Source organism: Comamonas sp. wu1-DMT (genome assembly GCF_040187805.1).
Taxonomy (GTDB): Bacteria; Pseudomonadota; Gammaproteobacteria; order Burkholderiales; family Burkholderiaceae_C; genus Comamonas; species Comamonas thiooxydans.
Window position 1 is genome coordinate 56,280 of sequence record NZ_JBANEM010000019.1, and the last position, 16,430, is coordinate 72,709.

The window sequence follows — 16,430 nt, forward strand, 5'->3', positions numbered from 1 at the left end:
GATGCGTTCAGCTTCTTCTGAGGCGTTGAATGAGATGGGTCAGCAGTCTGGCCGACATGGATGCGGAGCTTGCAGATTCGGGTCCAACTGCAACTCCCGGATGGTGAGCTGATAGCAAGCTGGTACTAAGCTTGGTGACAGCCTGCACATAAGGGTCTCGTCGTTGCTCGCTGCTCAGAAGCTGACCTTGATTAACAGCATGAGCTAGCTCCCTGCGACATTCGGGAATGACGGCCAGTAAGGGGAGATCCAGTTGTTGCGCAATCTGCTGAGCATTCAGCTCTAGCTGACTGTCATAGCGGCTGACAATTAGTTGCAACTTCTCGGCGGCGATCTTCTGTGCGCTTAGTTGTTGCAACATTTCGGTTGTAGACACCACGCTAGGCACGCTCTGGTCACACAACACCCATATATTGCTGGCATGGCGCATCACATCACTAGTCCATAGTGCTGGTGACGAGGCACCCAGATCTACCACCACATGGCGGAAAAACTGACGCAAGCGTTGCAGCAGTCCCTCTATGTCGGAGCGTGATGTGTCACTTGGAATGTCCGCCTTGCGAGGTAGCGACAACAAGCGAAGTCCGTTGATATGGCGACTAAGCCCCGAGGACGCGAGACGACGGTCAAAGCGGTGCAGATTGCCGAGAGCCTGCATGAAATCAAACTCGCTAGGAGTATTTAGGTATAAGGAGCAATCGCCACTGGGATGCCCTAGGTCAATCAAAAGACCATCCAGTTTCGCAGTCTCATAGGTCGCAGCTGAGGGAGAGCTTTCCGCAGAGTGCATGCGCAGGTACTGCTGTAGATAGCATGCTAGGTGTGACGCCAGGAGGCTGGCTCCTAGGCCTGCACGTGCGGAAAGAATGACTGACAAAGGGGCGCAGGAAACACTGCTTTGTATGGAGCTACTGCGCCGCAGCAAATCCTTCATCGTTTGCTGAGCAGACTGAATAGAGCTATCGACATCGAGAAAATCTTGTACGCCGGCTCGCAAGGCCGCGAGCATGCATTGAGGATCGCGGCTTCGCCCAACAGCCACTATGAGCACTTGCGGTAGTTGGCCGCGCATTTGCACAACCAACTCTGAGGCTGTTTCTGTGGACGTAGACTCGAAATCTACCAGCACCATATGCGGCATCAGCTGCATCAACTGCTCGAGTGCGTTGTCCACAAAGCTTGTCGCGTGTAGGTTGTCACTACCCAGAACGCTCTGTAGCCAAATGTTGACCAGGGCACTTTCTCTGGTTCCTGCGTGGATAAACAGGAAGTGAGTTTGTGCATCGGTAAAAGTCGGCAGACCTGCTGGGATGACATCACCCAAGGCAACTTGATTCGTGCTCTCTACATTAGGAAGTAACCCGGTCCGAGTTTGCCTCTGTATATCGACCGGTTCTACGGGAAAAGGGGCTTCTCTGGATGTTGTCGGACGTAGTGAGAGCAAGGCTTCCAGTGTGGCTGGCGTGTCCAGTGGCGGCAGGCCTGCTACGCTCTCATGCGAGGCTGCAGGCTGCCTATTCGGGATAGGGGGCTGAGTATTCATGTAGGGCTGATGCTCTGTTCCAATTAATTGGAGAAACCAGGCAGAGCGGCATTGGTATGCAAGGCGCCACTCAGGTAGGGCCCCCAGACTTGGTTGGCATTGCGCTGTTCGGAGCGGCCGCCAGGTAGTAGGGCTTCTAGATCGGTCTGAACCGGCAGTGGCTGCACCAACCGCGGAGTGACGATGATGACCAGCTCTTTTTCGTCCTGCGAATAGTTCAGGTTCTTGAAAAATGGACCCAGAATAGGCAGGTCGCCCAGTAGAGGTACTTTATTGACGCTGGAGCTGGTGGACCGGCTGACCAAGCCGCCGATCACAAAGCTTTCGCCATCGGCAAGCTCTACCATGGTGTCGGCGCGGCGCGTGGCGATGGCGGGCACGGCCACTCCAGCAATGGTCACGCCGCTGGTGTAATCCAGGTCGCTGGCCTCGGGGGCGACCTTGAGGGCAATTCGCTCGTTGGACAGAACTGTCGGGGTCAGCTGTAGCTTGACGCCAAACTCCTTGTAGCGGATGGAAATATTGTTGCTGCTAGTGCTGGGGACGGGAATGGGGATTTCGCCGCCAGCTAGAAAACTGGCGCTCTGGCCGGTATGCGCGACCAAAGTGGGCTTGGCCAGAACACGGGCCAGACCATTGCCTTCGAGAAAACCCAACTGGGCGCTGATGCCGGCACCGCTAAACGCCTTGCTAAACCCCAGCACTAGATTCATGGCGCTAGAAAGCGCAGTGGAGCCTCCAGAGGCACCTCCATCACCTGAACCTCCAGAGCTACCCCCCGATCCTGAAGAACTGCTGGCGCCGGGTGTATACATCCCAAAGCTGAAACCATGATTGTTGGAGCCTCCGCTGAACAAGTTGATACCTGCGCGCTTAAGCGCCGTCTTTTTGAACTCCACTACTTGCACATCAACCTGCACAGTGTTGCTGCGTACGGAGATCTGTGAGCGGTCGAGTAGCGCCGTATCCTTTGCCGCTTTGAGGCGAAGACTAGCGAGCTCCAGCGCATGGTCATGAACGGAGTCAAGTTTTTTTTTTCAGGAGCAGACTGGGACTGCTGACCTCTACCTGCCAGCTTTGCGACAGACCGCGTGTGGACCAGGTGGATAAGGTTGTGCTGCCAGGAGCCTTGGGCGTTAGCAGCAACTCTGGCGCAGAAGAGTTGCCTGTCGAGCGCAACACCTTGACATCGAGCACATTAGGATCGCCGACGGCTAGGCGAGCCAAAGGCATGCCGGGCAGCAGCACGTGCTGGCTACCCATAGTGAGAGGTAGTGGGGAAACTGCTCCAGCGGGTGTAGCCACAGAGACCACGCCTGCGAGAGCATTGTCCGCCGCAGCGGTCTGCGCCATGGCTGATGTTGTAAAGGTGGACAGAATAGCGCTGCTGGCAAGGCCGAGTGCGGTAAAGCAAGGGGGGCGGGTCATGTTCTTTCTCTCTCTTTGGCGTTGCAAGCGGTGTCCTTAGCGCACAGAACGGAAAATGCCTTTTGCATTCAGGGTTGGAAATTGTTCTGTTCGCTTATCGATAACGACGTCAAAACTTTTTATTGCGACGTCATTTGCCGGCAAGCTCGGTTTTTTATGAATATTTGGCTATCTTTTTTATCCATGCGTAGGGCTGTTTTAGTAGCTCAGCGTCTGCATGGCTGCACCCTGATGGACCTGTACGGTCTGTTGTCGTGGAGCTTGGGGCTGGTTGCGCGGCGCTGCTGGCGCACTACTTTGGGAGGTATTTCTGGCAGCAGCACCGGTGGCCAGATCCTTGAAGCGCAGACCCGCAAACGAGCGATCTACGCCCTTCAAGGTCTCGCCCTTAGCCAGTCGACCGGCCACGGGCAGTAAAGCGGTGGGCAGGGTGGCAAACAGTGCAGCCTCGGGCACAGATAAGTCATCGGGGTGACGCAGGGCCAGAGTGAGTTGGCCATATTTCTCGGCAAGCGTAAGGCGCTCTACATCGTCCAGGGGCACGGCCAGCACGGCGGTGTTTGCGGACTGCTGAGAGCGTTGGTCGTTGCCGGTATTTCGGCGTTGGCCTTTGCTTCCGGCTTCTTCTTCCTGCTGCGCCTTCAGGCGCTGGGCCGCTGTGGGGGGAGGTACTTCCACGTTGCTGGCACCATATGCCAGCACACGACTGCGAGCCAATAGCAGGCGAGTCTGGGTATCAACATTGAGCTTGTCATCGGCGGCGTTACTCTTGCTGTCCAGCGTGAAGTACACATCGACAAAATCGCCGGGTCGTACATGGTTACCTGCGGCCATGGGTTCCTTGACGGCAATCGAGAGCGCGCGCTGGCCGGGTTCAATTTGAAGGGATAGGCCACTGATCAATTGCTGTTCCAGCAGTGGTGCGTCAGCCGCCAGTGCGGTGAGTGTGGTGCGGCCTATGGCCGCCTCGGTGGAGAGCACACCGTCAGCCACGGCGGCGGTCTTGGGCACAAGCTTCAGATCTTCTGCTGTGAGCTTCTGACCTGCGGCAACAGGCTTTGCTGTAACCACTACATCATGCATGGGGGCTGGTCGTGGTTTGGATGCTTCGGCGCTGATATTTGTGTCAATAGCATTGATTGAGGGCGCAGGAGCCACGGCACGCTGGGGTTGGCGCCCCATAATCCAGGCCATGATGGCTAAGGCGATAGCGAGCGCGACCAGCAGGCCGGCAAGAATCTTGGTGAGGTTCATCGCTTGTATTCCCTTGATTTTTGATTTTGAAAATGCTTGAAGCAGACGCTTTGCAACGGGCACGCAAGCCTGGAGGCTGTGAGCGTGACGATGGCAAAGCACCCGTTGGTGATCGTGGTGCCTGTGCTTAGAGGTAAGGTCTAAATCGCCAATGGCGGCTCGGCATGTATCACCACCCAGATGGCGACGATGGCCATATAGCCCGCATAGGGAATGCTGAGTGGTACGGGGCGTTCGCCATTCGTGACAAGACGGCCGGCCAGTGGCTGCGCAGATGCGGCCGACGCAAGTGCGGTGGCCAGTCGGCTAGGCAAACAGGCCAGCATCCAGTCGGTATAAGGACTACGCCACACGCTATGCCAAGCAAGTACCAGCAGGCCGTGCAGGCCCGCCAGTAAACTGCCCCCTAGCCAGATGACCAGTAGATGGTGGGAAAAACCAAACCATAGGCCGATGACGGCGGCAAATTTGACATCCCCGGCTCCCATCCAGCGCAGTGCATAAAACGGCATCAAGGCAACAAAAGCCAAACACATACCTGCCAATCCATTCCAGACCGGCACATGAAAAGGCTGTGAGCTGCTGAACAGCACTGCCAGACCTGCAACTAGGCCAAGCAGTACCAGCCAGTTACGCACCTTGCGGATACGGAGATCCATGACTGTGATGGTGACCAGCCAGAGAAGCCAAGCAAACAGCATAGAGTTACTTGGGAGCTGGATTGAGTTTCAGCTGCGCCAGAATGTAGTCAAAGTATGCTTTGAGCTCTTGGCCAATGCTTCCAACTGTGGCAATGATCGCCACCGCAATCAGCCCAGCTATCAGTCCATATTCAATAGCGGTAGCACCTGCTTCGTCTTTGCAGAAAGTCTTGATGAGGTTGGTCATTATGATTTCCAGTTAGTTAAAAAGCCCATGAAAAATCCAATGGTCGGCTATGGGCAAGCGCCGACCACGGCGTAAAAATGCTTGGCAGCTACCACTGGGCGGTGGTCGTCTTAATCTGGTTTTGGGGCAGGGACAATTGCTCGGTGGCTAGACGATGCTCCAGCCTCAGTCGTAGGTGCTGTGCTGTTGGCACAGTGCGCACAGTTGCAGAGTTCAAATCTTTGTCTGTGCTTACCGTGGACATCGCCGGTGATTTGGGAGATAGCTCGAGCCTCGCTTTAGAGGCGATGGCTAAACCTTGGCTGCTCGAGGTGGCAGGTGTTTGGCTTTGCTGTGCAAACAGCAGGCCCAGCCATTGATTGGGCATAGGGGAGGGCAGCAGCTTGCCAGTGGCACGCACTAGGCGCAGCTCATTGATGCGCTGGTCATAAATAGCATCAGCCTCCTCAAGCATGAAGCGTTGCATGTCGAGTTGAGCGTCAAGCACTTGAGAGAGGCTGCCGCGACCGGCTTCAAGCAGGCGGCGGCGGCCTTCAAAGGCTGCGCGTGCTTCGCGTACGGCTCCAGCGAGTTGGACTTCGCGTTGGCGGCCTGTCATAGTGCGACCCCATGTGGCAGATGTGGTTTCCCGAACCTGGCGGCGAACCGCCTCCTGCTGAGCCTCTTGAGCCTGTAATTCATTGATAGCCTTCAGAATGCGGTCGCGTAGTTCAAAGCCGTTGCCGAAGTTCCAGTTCAGCTCCACGCCATAGCGTGTCCCGTCGGCGTAAAGCACGCCCTTAGGGTCGCGGTTATGCGTCACGACAGCCGCTAGAGTTGGATAGCGTTGAGCCTTGCTGCGCTCGACTTCGGCCGTAGCGCGCGCAATCTGTTGCTCAATCTCCTGAAGCTCCGTGCTGTTGTTTTCTGCAGCTTGCAGTGCACCGCTCTCATTGGCAGGCATCCATTGCAGGGGAACATGAAGTTGCGGTAGCCAGTCAGTTTCAGGGGTGAAGCCGAAATAGCGGGTAAAGCGTGCCTGGGCATCCAGGCGCTGGGATTCAAGCGCTTGCTGCTGCGCGAGTGCGCTGGCTTGGCGCGAAGAGGCTTGGCGCAAGTCGTTGCGGCCCACAGCACCTAATTCTGCGCGCCGCTCTTCAAGTCGGGCTAGCTGGCCGATGATGCGTGCAGATTCTGCGGCAATAGTAGCTTTGCTACCAAAGCGCTGAAGTTCCTGCATGGCCGTCAGTGCGTCGAGTAGCACGTTCTGCCGAGTTGCATAGAGTGCGCTGCTTTGCGCGGCTTCCGAGGACTCTGCAGAGCGTATGCCGGCACCAATTGCTCCACCGTCGAGCAGACTCATGCGTACCTCTGCATTGACGGTGGTGTAACTGGCTCGAGTGCCCTGTCGCATCTGCGCATCTCCGCTGGATGTGCCTACCTTGAAGGTAGGCCAGCGCGCGCCGCGTGCAGAATTGACATCATGGCCAGCTGATTCCAGTGCTGCGCGAGCCTTGAGAACATCAGGGTATTCATTGAGCATTGCATGCAGAGCATCAACCAGGCGGCGACTGGCATTGTCGTTAGCCAGAGTGGCTGGACTGAGCTTGTGCACTAAGCGCAAATCTGATGCAGGTGTCTTGCGAATGACGAGCAGTTGCTTTGTTTGCTGTACTGGTGTCATGCCATCTTGGGGGGCTTGTGCGATGGCTGTAGATGCCATGAAGTGCAGTCCGCCAAGCAAAATTGCCCAAGGCTTCGATGTGAGCAGTGACGCTGCAGCAGAATGGCACAACGAAGAAGAGATGCTCTTGGTCATCATGGCTCCCGGAATGCTTCACTCTGAATACGCAGCATTGGGCGCAGCAGATACCAAATAAAAGGCTCGTGACCTAGAAGTAGGTCCAGCTCAGCTTGCATGCCTGTTGTGATGCGGTTGTCGGTGCGTCCCACCCACGGTTGATCCAAGCTCGCTTGAATCCGAAAGTAGGACGATGCATTAGGCTGGCTGCGGTCGCGATCAGCATCTGCAGAAACCAGCGTGACATGGCCTTTGACATAACCGTAGCGCAGAAAGTCGTAGGCTGAAATCTTGACCTTGGTGGATTGACCGGTATGGACATAGCCACGGTCTGCAGGGTTGAGTTGAGCTTCGACAATGACTTCGTCTTTGACGGGAACAACTTCGAGAATGGCTTCACCGGGTTTAACGACCCAACCTGTGCCAGAACTGCGCAGTCCTTTGACCACCCCGTCGGTAGGAGCAAGAACGATAGTGCGGGTACGCTGGCTCTTGGCGCGGGAGATATCTTCAGCCAGACTTAACAGCTCTCGCTCTGTTTGTGCTAGTTCATCTGATGCACGGCGGCGGAAGGCACCCTGGGTTTCCAGTTTTTTGGCCTGAGCCTGTTCAATTTTGGCTCGGTTGCTGACTAGGATTTGGCGCGCTGCAGCTAGATCAGTACGTACCAGCTCCAAGGCCCGCTGTTTATCAATTACTTCTAGCTGACCGATGAGCTGCTCAGCAGCCAATTGTCGTGAAATGGCGGCTTCTTGTTCGTGAAGACGAAGACTTGTTTCAAGGCCTTGAATGCGTGCTTGAGCTTGAGCAACATCTCCTTGTGCCTGCATAAGCTGGGCTTGTGCAGAGGCTTGTGTGCCTTGATGTTCTAAGGTCCGGGAGGCAAAGGCACCAATCTCAGCTTGAACGATTTGCGGATCAAGACTAGTAGGAAAGTATTCGGCCTTCAGCACATGGCCTTGGCTCTCGGCTGTTAGGCGTGTTTTGACTGCCTCTGCTGTAGCCTGGCGAGCCGTGAGTTGCTCGAGGTTGAGGCTGGAGCCACCGAGGTCTATTTCGAGTAGAGGCTGAGACCGGGTTACAGCCTGACCTTCGCGCACATGGACCTTGGTCACAATACCGCCTTCCAAGTGTTGGACAGTCTGGACGCGATCAGACGGGATGACTTGGCCGCTGGCTACGACCACGTTTTCAACAGGATAGAAAAGGCCGAACAAGACTAAGGCGGCAATGCCCCCTCCTAGCAGCTTTTGCTTGCGGCTCAGGTGACGCCAGAGACCTGCTCGTTCATTTGCCTGCGCTGCATCCGCTGCAGTTCGCAAGGCTGACACTGGATTCGGGTGTCGGTCGGAATCCACATCCTGTGACTGGCGTAAAGCCAGTGGGAGCTCGCTGTCGTGCCAGATCTTCATGATGAACTGACCTCCTGCGGCTGAGCGTGATTGTGCCCAGACGTGGAGGCGGGGCGGGCTGTTCCGGGTTGATAAGGTGCGATGTCTTGTGCGACACCGAACAAATGGGGCAACAATTGCATGGGAGAGCCATGCTCAACACTGCCGTCGCCGCGCACATGGTAGATATGCTGCGCTAGCGAAGCTACGCGTGAGGAGTGTGTAATTACAATGACGGTGTGTTTCAGTGCTATTTGCTTCAAGGTTTTCAATAGCGCTGTTTCACTTTCAAAGTCGAGGTCGTTACTGGGCTCATCGAGAATCAGGATCGAGGGATTGCGCAGAAACAATTGGGCAAGTGCCAGCTTGCGTAATTCACCAGCGGACAGGCCGGCGCCGCCTTCTCCAAGAACTGTCTGATAGCCATTAGGCAGTCGACTGATGAAGCTATGTGCTCCAGCGAGATGGCATGCTGCGATGATGTTTTTGTCATCGGCTTCGGGGTTGACCATGCGCAAGCAATCCACAATTGGCCCGCTAAACCAGTAGACTTCCTGCGCTAGACAGCCGATCCATTGGTAGAGGTCACTACGTGGGAATTGGGCCATGTCATATTCATCGACAAAGATGCGCCCCTGAGTTGGCTTATAGAGACCCGCAAGGAGCTTAGCCAGTGTGGATTTACCAGCGCCATTCCGACCCAAAATTGCGTGGATGCCACCGGGACCAATTTCTAGGGAAACCTGCTCCAGTGAGGACTTGCCGGAAGGGTATTGGAAGCTAACTTGGTCAAGACGAAAGTGACCGCGTGGTCGTGGCAACTCCACTGTTTGTCCCTGAACTTCGAGAGGCTCTTGCAATGTGGCTTGCAAGCGCTCAGCTGCCTCGTTGGCTCGAGCCATGGAACGCCAGTTACTTGCCAACTGGGCGATGGGTGCAAGTGCTTTAGTCGCGAGCAAGTTTACGGCCATGAGACTGCCGATGCTCATCCATTGAGCATTGATAGCAATCGCTCCTACGGTAATGACCGAGATGGAGAAAAAGGTGAGCAGGACATGACTGGTTTCCCTTGCATTTTCCAGCTCGCCGTTTTGCAAAACTTTCGGCCAGCCAGTGGTCATATCCAGCTTGCCAAGACTGTTTCGCAGCGGTGTCATAGCCCAATACCTTGAGCGTCGAGCGCGCATTGCAGACTTCGGCGGTGCTGCGATCCAGTGCGCGGGCTTTAGCAACTTCCTCGATACGTCCGCTGCGTAATTCGTCGGCCCACCACCACGCTAGGACTCCAAGTGAAACCATGGCGACAAGAATGACGGGAAGCACTGGCCAAGCAACGATGCTGATGACGATCAATGCTAGTAGGGCCATTGGCAGGTCAAGAATGGAGGTGGCGAGTCCTCCGGAGATGCCTGCACGCATGGCACTTACATCACGAAAAAGCTGTAGCCACTGACTTGCAGAGCGCTGCTCTAGCGTTATCAGCGGGTGCCTGAGCATTGACTGCATTAGTGCCTGAGATACATCCCGGTCAATCATGGCTCCAGCCTCGCGCAAGGCTCGTGAGCGCCTGCGACGCAGCCACCACTCAAGGCACAAAAAACAGACGACTCCAGCCACCATTGCTGTCAGAGTGGCTGTACCTCCTCGTGAAAGGACGCGGTTGTAGACCTGCAACAAAAAAATGGAGGGAAGTAGGCCTAGCAGACTGATGGGTAGAGAAAGCCATGCTGCGCTGTGTAAATGCACAGAAGCGCTTCGAAAAGAGTCGGTGATTGCCGTTGCGTATGGCCCTAACTCATTGACATCCGCCGGATAACTAGCAGTAGATGCCAGTTGACGAGGAAGTAAGTATCGGATCATTAGGGTTAACGTATGGAATTTTAAAAAACTAGATTTTCTGCTATTTACTTTAGCAAATGTATCAATTGTATCAAATAATACTAAGACTATTAATTGACATAGATCAATTCATTTCATTTATTTTTAATATTTTTTCTGATTTCGATTTCTATTTGTGGTATTTGGATTTCGTGCTTTTAATAACTGTGGTAACGATAAAAGCTACCTAAAAGTAGCAAAGGCAGCCCAATCTGTAGATATGGCGGGAGCGTTAGGTACGGCAGATAGAGGGCTGCGCGAGTCGCAGCTTTGTGAAGTTCATCTGCCGATTGCAAAGAGGTGCGGGTTCCGCCTAGCGGTATTCAAACTCCACACGTCGATTGAGTTGGTGGGCGTCATTACTGCTACCTAGATCAACGAGGCGTTCTTTGCCATAGCTAATTGCTTCAACTCTGCTAGGGTCGATGCCCAGAATTTGTAAGCTTTGGAGCACTGACTCGGAACGTTTTTGACCCAGTGCCAGGTTGTATTCAGTGCCTCCCCGAGAGTCAGTATGACCGCGCAAAATGAGCGCTTGTCTTGGGTTGTTTCGCATCCATTGGGCATGGCTTTCGACGATTCCCCGGTCAGATGGACGCACGGTGTATGAGTCAAAGTCGAAATAGACAATATGCGCGGCGTTGGCGGGGCCTTTTTTGCCTGACTGAGAGGTAGCCACTATTGGTGCGACGCCACTTGCTGTACTAACGGTGGGGCGCCCATACGCGTAGTGGTGAGACGTTTTGTTGGATGTTGGTGCTGAACTGCAGGCTATCAAGCCGAGAGAAAGCAATAGTGCGGCGCAAAGCCTGTAATTTTTATGCATGAAAATTTTCCTTTAGCCATGCCACGACTTTTTTGGGGAAGTCGTGGCATGGGAATGCGGCATGCTGAGCCGCAGAAAACGTGTTAAATCACTTGGCTTTGCAGTTGATGTGTCAGGGACAAAACGTCTGCGGTCAAATATCCGCCTGTGTCCGCTTGACTATTAATAGCCGTTGCTATTGAGGACAGGTCCGTTATCGCTGTGTTGACAATGGAGGGTACTGCAATTGATTGGCCACCGAGGATGCTGCCGAGCAGACCGCCATTGCCACCGAGAACACCGCCGAGCAGACCGTTGTCGCCGACGACATTGCCCAGCAAGCCATCCTGGCCGAGGACGCCGCCGAGCAGACCGCCATTGCCGCCGAGAACATCTCCAACCACATTGTTGATGAGGTCGCTATTCAAGCTACCTCCGTCAGTTAGGCCCTGGGTTAGGCCGGCAATCAGCTCGTTAAGTGTGCTGATTACAGGCTCCAATGCCTTGTCTTCGACGGTAGCTAGGCCATTTACTAGCTCCGTTAGTACGCCCAAAGGACCATCGTTAACGGAGGTCAGGTCTTCCAAGAGACCGGTTACGGTGCTCAGCGAACCCTCAGAAGGATCAATCAGCGTATTGAGCAGCTGACCAACAGGTTCGATAACTGTGCCGCCAGACAGGTTGCTAAGGACATCCTGAACAGTTGTGATCAAGCCGCTTTCGGCAGTTCCTCCGTTTCCTCCAGAGATGCCTCCGAGCAAGCCACCGCTGCCACCGAGAACACCGCCGAGCAGACCGTTGTCACCGACGACATTGCCCAGCAAGCCATCCTGGCCGAGGATGCCGCCCAGCAGGCCATCTTGGCCCAGGACGTCGCCGACGCTGGAAAGCAGACCATCCAAGACTCCATCTTTGCCCAAAAGACCACCAAGGACGCTATGAACCACACCGCCTATTCCGTCATTTCCTGGGTTTGCTAAGCCTGCAAGCAAGTCATTCAATGTGCTAATAAGTGGCTCTAGGGATTGTTCTGGAATATTGACCAGTCCATCCACCAAGTCAGTGACCACACCCAAGGCCCCGCCTTCTGTGTTTGTGAGACTCTCTAGAATACTTGTTATGGAGGAAAGGGCCCCTTCATTAGGATTAAGCAGAGAGTCCAGTAATTCAGAGACCGGTTCAATCAATGTACCGCCAGCCAGTCCGGCGACTACATCCTGGACTGATGTGATCAGGCCGTGACTATCAGTGGGATCGGTAGGGCCGTCGGTGGGATCGGTAGGGCCGTCGGTGGGATCGGTAGGGCCGTCAGTGGGATCGGTAGGGCCGTCGGTGGGGTCGGTAGGGCCGTCAGTGGGGTCGGTGGGGTTGGTTGGCACACCTGTAGGGCCGGACTCGTCATCGTTATTTGCGGCAGCTATCAGGGCTGCACCTCCCGCGCCAATCAAGCCCGCAAGTAGGAAGTCGCTTAGCACAGAGCCGCCAGCGTCCTTGGCCACGATAAGGCCGACAGCATCACTGTCGCTGGCTGGAGCGACATCGACATCACCGGATGCTAAATCCAGCAGCGTAGTTCCAGCACCGCCATCTGTCAGAGTTGCCTCTGTACCTCCGACAAAAGTCCCGACAATTGCCTGGCCATCTTGCCCATTGAAGACAGCTTTGGCGGTGCCATTGGCGGGCACGATGATTTTGTCGCCCAACTGCAGTGTTGTGCCAGTTGACGCAGGAAGAGCTACTCCATTGCGAATGATCTGAACTCCTTCTGACGCCTGAGCCATCTTGGCAGCTTGAGCAGATCCTCCATTTATTGCAGCGGCGGAGGACATGTTCGAAGCGTCGAGTTGGGCGACGTTCGTAATCGGTGCATTCCCACCCAACTGTGCATTGCTTATTGATGCAATTGGTGTTGGCTGTGTTGATTGAGCGGACATTTTTCTCTCCAGGGGTGATGAGCCCGAAGGCTGAATGGAGCCTCTGAGGCTGCGAGATTGATCAGCGGACTACAAAGCAACATGCGTGCCATATCTGCTGATTTCATCTGGAGATTAGTGTTAATTTATAACCTATTGATTTTTATTAGCTTTTATTCTTTGGGCCGTTTTTGTGCTGCTGTCTTGGTAGGTTTAAAGGTTAGTGTTACGGATGTTGTTACGTTGCTTGTTCCGTAACGTTCTGCAACTCGGCCTTGGAACTTGAAAGGTGCTTGAACAAGATTGATAGACCCTCCCGAATAGAACTTGTCAACTGCTTCTGCACTTAGAATCGATGCTTTTTCAAAGCAAGCGCATGTCTGTGTTTAAAAACTGCAGCTTTTGCTAAACAATCTGTCGCGTAGAAGGTTCTTACCCTTATGCTGAATGCGTCTCGGTTCCTGTCGGTCATGTCAGGGCACAGTGTTTCTTTAGTTTTTAGGCCCTTGGCGGCCCTAGTCATCGGTTTGGGGGGGGGCTTGTGGGCCTGCATATGCCTCTCAGGAGTCGATCGATGAAGTTGCCAAGTTAGTAGAGCAAGGCAAAGTGGCGCAGGCTTCAAAGCAGGCGGACAGTTATCTGAAGCAAAATCCTGGAAATATTCAAATGCGTTTCTTGCAGGGGGTGATTGCTGCTGAACAGAAGAAAAATTCTCAGGCCATCAAAGTGTTTACAGCACTGACTCAGGATTATCCAAATCTGCCGGAACCGTATAATAATTTGGCAGTTATTTATGCGGCAGAAGGCAAGGAGCGTAAAGCATCTGAAATCCTAGAGTTGGCGATTAGGACTAATCCAAGCTATGCGACCGCGCATGAAAACTTGGGTGATCTATACGCTCGTATGGCGAGTGAGGCTTATTCGAAGGCATTGCAGCTAGATGGTCGGCGACAAGCCATACAGCCTAAGTTGGCTTTGATTACACAGATATTCCCTCAGCCGGAGGCAGTTTCAAAAATTGCGGAAGTTAAGGGCGCGGCAGGTTCTGTGCTTCCTGTTAGGCCAACCAAGGTGGAAGATGCTAAGTTGTTATCGTCCGCTAGCCCTCTCCCGGCCACTCCTACTGCTTCGCGAGTGAGGGGTGGAGAAGTTGCTTCGCAGATCATCAATATAGAAGACACACGCGTCCGTGTGCCGTTGGAAGTCAAAACCGAGATAAAGCCTGCAGTCGCAGACAAAGCGTCACAATCCCAGAAGAATCAGAGTAGTAAGCGTGTTGAGTCCGATGTGATAACTGCAACCAAGCAAGCGGTTGATGTTAAGGACTCGAAGGATGTATCAGTGCAGGCTGTTGAAAAAGCGGTGGCATCTTGGGCTGCGGCTTGGGCGGATCAAGATCTGGATCGATACTTGGGTGCATATAGCGATCATTTCACTCCCTCTGACGGCACGAGTCTTGCAAAGTGGAAAGAGATACGTCGTCAGCGCATCGTGAGCAAGTCTGCAATTACCGTCGTCATCCTCGATACTGTAGTACGAATTGATGGCGATACGGCAACTGCCAAATTTCGACAGAACTACGCGGCGGATTCTTTGAAAACTACAACTAAAAAGACATTGAAATTTCAATATGAAAATGGCTATTGGAGAATTATTAATGAGGCAACCGGAGCTTGATATCCGAATTTTATCGAAATTTAGAGAATTACAGTATGTCGAAAGATAGACTGAATTTTAGACGATTGATAATAACTATTGGATCGTCTTTGATGTTTTTGGGAGTTTATGCGCAGGAATTTAATCCTGTTAATTCCAAAAAAAATCACGGAAAGGCTAATTTTTCAGCAAAAAAATCATTTGTAACAAGGAGCGTGAAGCAACGGGATGATGAGAGGCGACTGCTTAACATCATTGCTCAAGTTGAGCGGAAAGATTTAAATGGGGCGCTCATTTCTGCATCCGAATTGACCAGTGATGTGCCTAATTTTCATGCAGCACAACTGGTCTATGCAGATTTGCTGCGCTTCAAAAGTGGCGTATCGAGAGTTCCATTTCAGGACTTTGCGGGGGGGGCTTTCGTCGGTGAAAAGTTCTGCTTCAAGTGCGCCTTTACCTAAAGAGCTTCACTTGCAACTTGCAGGTCTCCACGATGAGATTAGACGTCGTGTTCAAGGAGCTGACAGTGTTCCAGAAACTGGCAGTATTCCTAGCGAGTTTCTGATGTTAGATGCATCAGTAAGACAGGCTATAGCTATCGATGCTAGCAAGTCGAGGCTATATTTATTCGCTAATGAAGATGGTCATTTTCGTGTCGTAGGGAATTTTTATGTTTCTGTAGGCAAGCTAGGTCTTGGCAAGAAAGAGGAGGGCGATCAGCGTACCCCCCAAGGGCTTTATTTTATAGGGCGTCAGATTTCGGGTATGAAACTACCAGAGTTTTATGGTCTGGGAGCGTTGACCATGAATTACCCTAATGATTGGGATCGAGCGGTTGGTCGTTCAGGTAGTGGGATATGGCTACATGGCACACCACCTGATCAATATGCCCGTTTGCCTGAGGCCAGTGATGGCTGTGTGGTTCTGGCCAACCCGGATCTAGACTTTCTGATGCAGACAGTAGAGCGACAAACACCGGTGTTGATCAGAAGCAGTTTGCATTGGGTTCCTCCTAAAGAGCGGCCAGCACAAGAAAAATCTGTAGGGCCCTTTCTGCAAGTGCTTGATGATTGGAGGCAGGCTTGGCGAAGTAAGAATGCGAACCGACTGGCCAGCATCTATTTAGCCGATCTGCCTGAGTCGGAGCATCGTATCTCATCAAAAATGCGTTTGTCTGCGTACTTCACAGGAGCCTCAGATGTATCGCTGCAAAAAGTATCTGTCTATGCATGGAATGATGAAAAGGGAGATATTCGGATTGTGAATTTGAGGGTTAGAAGTACGGCATTTGCAGAGGATTTGCGGCTGAGACTTTACTGGCGCATGGTCGGAAATCGGTGGAGGCTGTTTTCGGAAGAGGTCGTAGGTAGCTGAGAATTTTACAGTTGTGATTTACGATAAGAAAAATTCCCTTGACCAAGGTTCGCAATTTATTTGCCTTTCAGACTCACCTGTTGGCTATTCTGGGCTAGAGACTCTTCACACGGGCTTGAATTTTCACAAAGCTAGGTTGTTAATTAAAATTCCGATTTCTAACATTAGGCAAGCTGTGCACAATTTTATCGATGGCAGAAAAGTAGAGTGCAAAAAAGTGGAAAACAGTTATACATCGTCAGTTGGATCATGAGATAGAGGAGTATTAAAGACTACCTCGAACAATTAGATCTTCGAATTAAAAGACGAACTAATGCTTCGTTAGTGGCCGATTGCTTTATCGCTGTTGACCAACAGTCCGGACTGCTGCATGAGCAACGTAAGACTTGCGCAGATTTTACATCCCAGCGCATTCGGAAAATTCTGACCTGGCAACAGCCACTTGATTATGACCATTCCGCTTGGCTTCGTATAAAGCCTTGTCAGAGGCATCTACAAGCATAAATGCAAGGAGAATCAA

Annotated in this window: 13 protein-coding genes and 1 pseudogene; 3 read left to right on the forward strand and 11 right to left on the reverse strand. The window is 53.0% G+C overall.

What is annotated here, in order from left to right; translation table 11 throughout:
* Positions 1-7: 7 nt before the first annotated feature.
* The 11 genes and pseudogenes from V8Z78_RS21920 to V8Z78_RS21975 all read right to left on the reverse strand — a co-directional run bounded on the left by V8Z78_RS21920 (position 8) and on the right by V8Z78_RS21975 (position 12,901).
* Positions 8-1,324 (reverse strand): CpaE/TadZ family protein, encoded by a 1,317-nt coding sequence (locus V8Z78_RS21920; protein WP_349732111.1) that lies wholly within the window; start codon positions 1,322-1,324, stop codon positions 8-10.
* 242 nt (positions 1,325-1,566) lie between these two features.
* The gene (locus tag V8Z78_RS21925; protein ID WP_349732112.1) at positions 1,567-2,256 is read right to left on the reverse strand and encodes a type II and III secretion system protein family protein; all 690 of its coding nucleotides are present in this window, start codon (positions 2,254-2,256) and stop codon (positions 1,567-1,569) included.
* A gap of 310 nt (positions 2,257-2,566) precedes the next feature.
* Positions 2,567-2,971: a pilus assembly protein N-terminal domain-containing protein gene (locus V8Z78_RS21930; RefSeq protein ID WP_349732113.1), complete on the reverse strand. Its 405-nt coding sequence runs from the start codon at positions 2,969-2,971 to the stop codon at positions 2,567-2,569.
* Between the two features lie 198 nt (positions 2,972-3,169).
* Positions 3,170-4,225 (reverse strand): Flp pilus assembly protein CpaB, encoded by a 1,056-nt coding sequence (cpaB, locus tag V8Z78_RS21935; RefSeq protein ID WP_349732114.1) that lies wholly within the window; start codon positions 4,223-4,225, stop codon positions 3,170-3,172.
* 140 nt (positions 4,226-4,365) lie between these two features.
* Entirely contained in the window at positions 4,366-4,926 is a 561-nt protein-coding gene (locus tag V8Z78_RS21940; RefSeq protein WP_349732115.1) for an A24 family peptidase, read from the reverse strand.
* A 4-nt stretch (positions 4,927-4,930) separates the two neighbouring features.
* On the reverse strand, positions 4,931-5,113 hold the full coding sequence (locus V8Z78_RS21945) for a Flp family type IVb pilin (protein ID WP_349732116.1): 183 nt from the start codon (positions 5,111-5,113) through the stop codon (positions 4,931-4,933).
* Between the two features lie 88 nt (positions 5,114-5,201).
* The gene (locus V8Z78_RS21950; protein WP_349732117.1) at positions 5,202-6,914 is read right to left on the reverse strand and encodes a TolC family protein; all 1,713 of its coding nucleotides are present in this window, start codon (positions 6,912-6,914) and stop codon (positions 5,202-5,204) included.
* The gene (locus tag V8Z78_RS21955) at positions 6,911-8,305 is read right to left on the reverse strand and encodes an HlyD family type I secretion periplasmic adaptor subunit (protein ID WP_349732118.1); all 1,395 of its coding nucleotides are present in this window, start codon (positions 8,303-8,305) and stop codon (positions 6,911-6,913) included. The genes V8Z78_RS21950 and V8Z78_RS21955 overlap by 4 nt, the downstream gene beginning before the upstream one ends.
* A pseudogene (locus tag V8Z78_RS27210) lies at positions 8,302-10,144 on the reverse strand (peptidase domain-containing ABC transporter). The gene V8Z78_RS21955 and the pseudogene V8Z78_RS27210 overlap by 4 nt, the downstream one beginning before the upstream one ends.
* A gap of 331 nt (positions 10,145-10,475) precedes the next feature.
* Positions 10,476-10,988: an OmpA family protein gene (locus V8Z78_RS21970; RefSeq protein WP_003054534.1), complete on the reverse strand. Its 513-nt coding sequence runs from the start codon at positions 10,986-10,988 to the stop codon at positions 10,476-10,478.
* A gap of 83 nt (positions 10,989-11,071) precedes the next feature.
* The gene (locus V8Z78_RS21975; protein ID WP_349732120.1) at positions 11,072-12,901 is read right to left on the reverse strand and encodes a hypothetical protein; all 1,830 of its coding nucleotides are present in this window, start codon (positions 12,899-12,901) and stop codon (positions 11,072-11,074) included.
* Between the two features lie 585 nt (positions 12,902-13,486).
* Between V8Z78_RS21975 and V8Z78_RS21980 the strand changes: the two genes are divergently transcribed.
* From V8Z78_RS21980 to V8Z78_RS21990, 3 genes are all read left to right on the forward strand, one after another.
* Entirely contained in the window at positions 13,487-14,557 is a 1,071-nt protein-coding gene (locus V8Z78_RS21980; protein ID WP_349732121.1) for a tetratricopeptide repeat protein, read from the forward strand.
* Positions 14,558-14,649: 92 nt separating this feature from the next.
* The gene (locus V8Z78_RS21985) at positions 14,650-14,997 is read left to right on the forward strand and encodes a hypothetical protein (RefSeq protein ID WP_349732122.1); all 348 of its coding nucleotides are present in this window, start codon (positions 14,650-14,652) and stop codon (positions 14,995-14,997) included.
* Positions 14,998-15,007: 10 nt separating this feature from the next.
* Positions 15,008-15,910: a L,D-transpeptidase family protein gene (locus V8Z78_RS21990; RefSeq protein ID WP_349732123.1), complete on the forward strand. Its 903-nt coding sequence runs from the start codon at positions 15,008-15,010 to the stop codon at positions 15,908-15,910.
* Positions 15,911-16,430: the final 520 nt, after the last annotated feature.

What these genes read in the sequence shown, in the direction of transcription:
- V8Z78_RS21925 (WP_349732112.1), bottom strand. Translation starts at nt 2,256, where the DNA reads ATGAATCTAGTGCTGGGGTTTAGCAAGGCGTTTAGCGGTGCCGGCATC.
- V8Z78_RS21945 (WP_349732116.1), bottom strand. Translation starts at nt 5,113, where the DNA reads ATGACCAACCTCATCAAGACTTTCTGCAAAGACGAAGCAGGTGCTACC.
- V8Z78_RS21985 (WP_349732122.1), top strand. Translation starts at nt 14,650, where the DNA reads ATGTTTTTGGGAGTTTATGCGCAGGAATTTAATCCTGTTAATTCCAAA.
- V8Z78_RS21930 (WP_349732113.1), bottom strand. Translation starts at nt 2,971, where the DNA reads ATGACCCGCCCCCCTTGCTTTACCGCACTCGGCCTTGCCAGCAGCGCT.
- cpaB (WP_349732114.1), bottom strand. Translation starts at nt 4,225, where the DNA reads ATGAACCTCACCAAGATTCTTGCCGGCCTGCTGGTCGCGCTCGCTATC.
- V8Z78_RS21955 (WP_349732118.1), bottom strand. Translation starts at nt 8,305, where the DNA reads ATGAAGATCTGGCACGACAGCGAGCTCCCACTGGCTTTACGCCAGTCA.
- V8Z78_RS21950 (WP_349732117.1), bottom strand. Translation starts at nt 6,914, where the DNA reads ATGATGACCAAGAGCATCTCTTCTTCGTTGTGCCATTCTGCTGCAGCG.
- V8Z78_RS21975 (WP_349732120.1), bottom strand. Translation starts at nt 12,901, where the DNA reads ATGTCCGCTCAATCAACACAGCCAACACCAATTGCATCAATAAGCAAT.
- V8Z78_RS21940 (WP_349732115.1), bottom strand. Translation starts at nt 4,926, where the DNA reads ATGCTGTTTGCTTGGCTTCTCTGGCTGGTCACCATCACAGTCATGGAT.
- V8Z78_RS21970 (WP_003054534.1), bottom strand. Translation starts at nt 10,988, where the DNA reads ATGCATAAAAATTACAGGCTTTGCGCCGCACTATTGCTTTCTCTCGGC.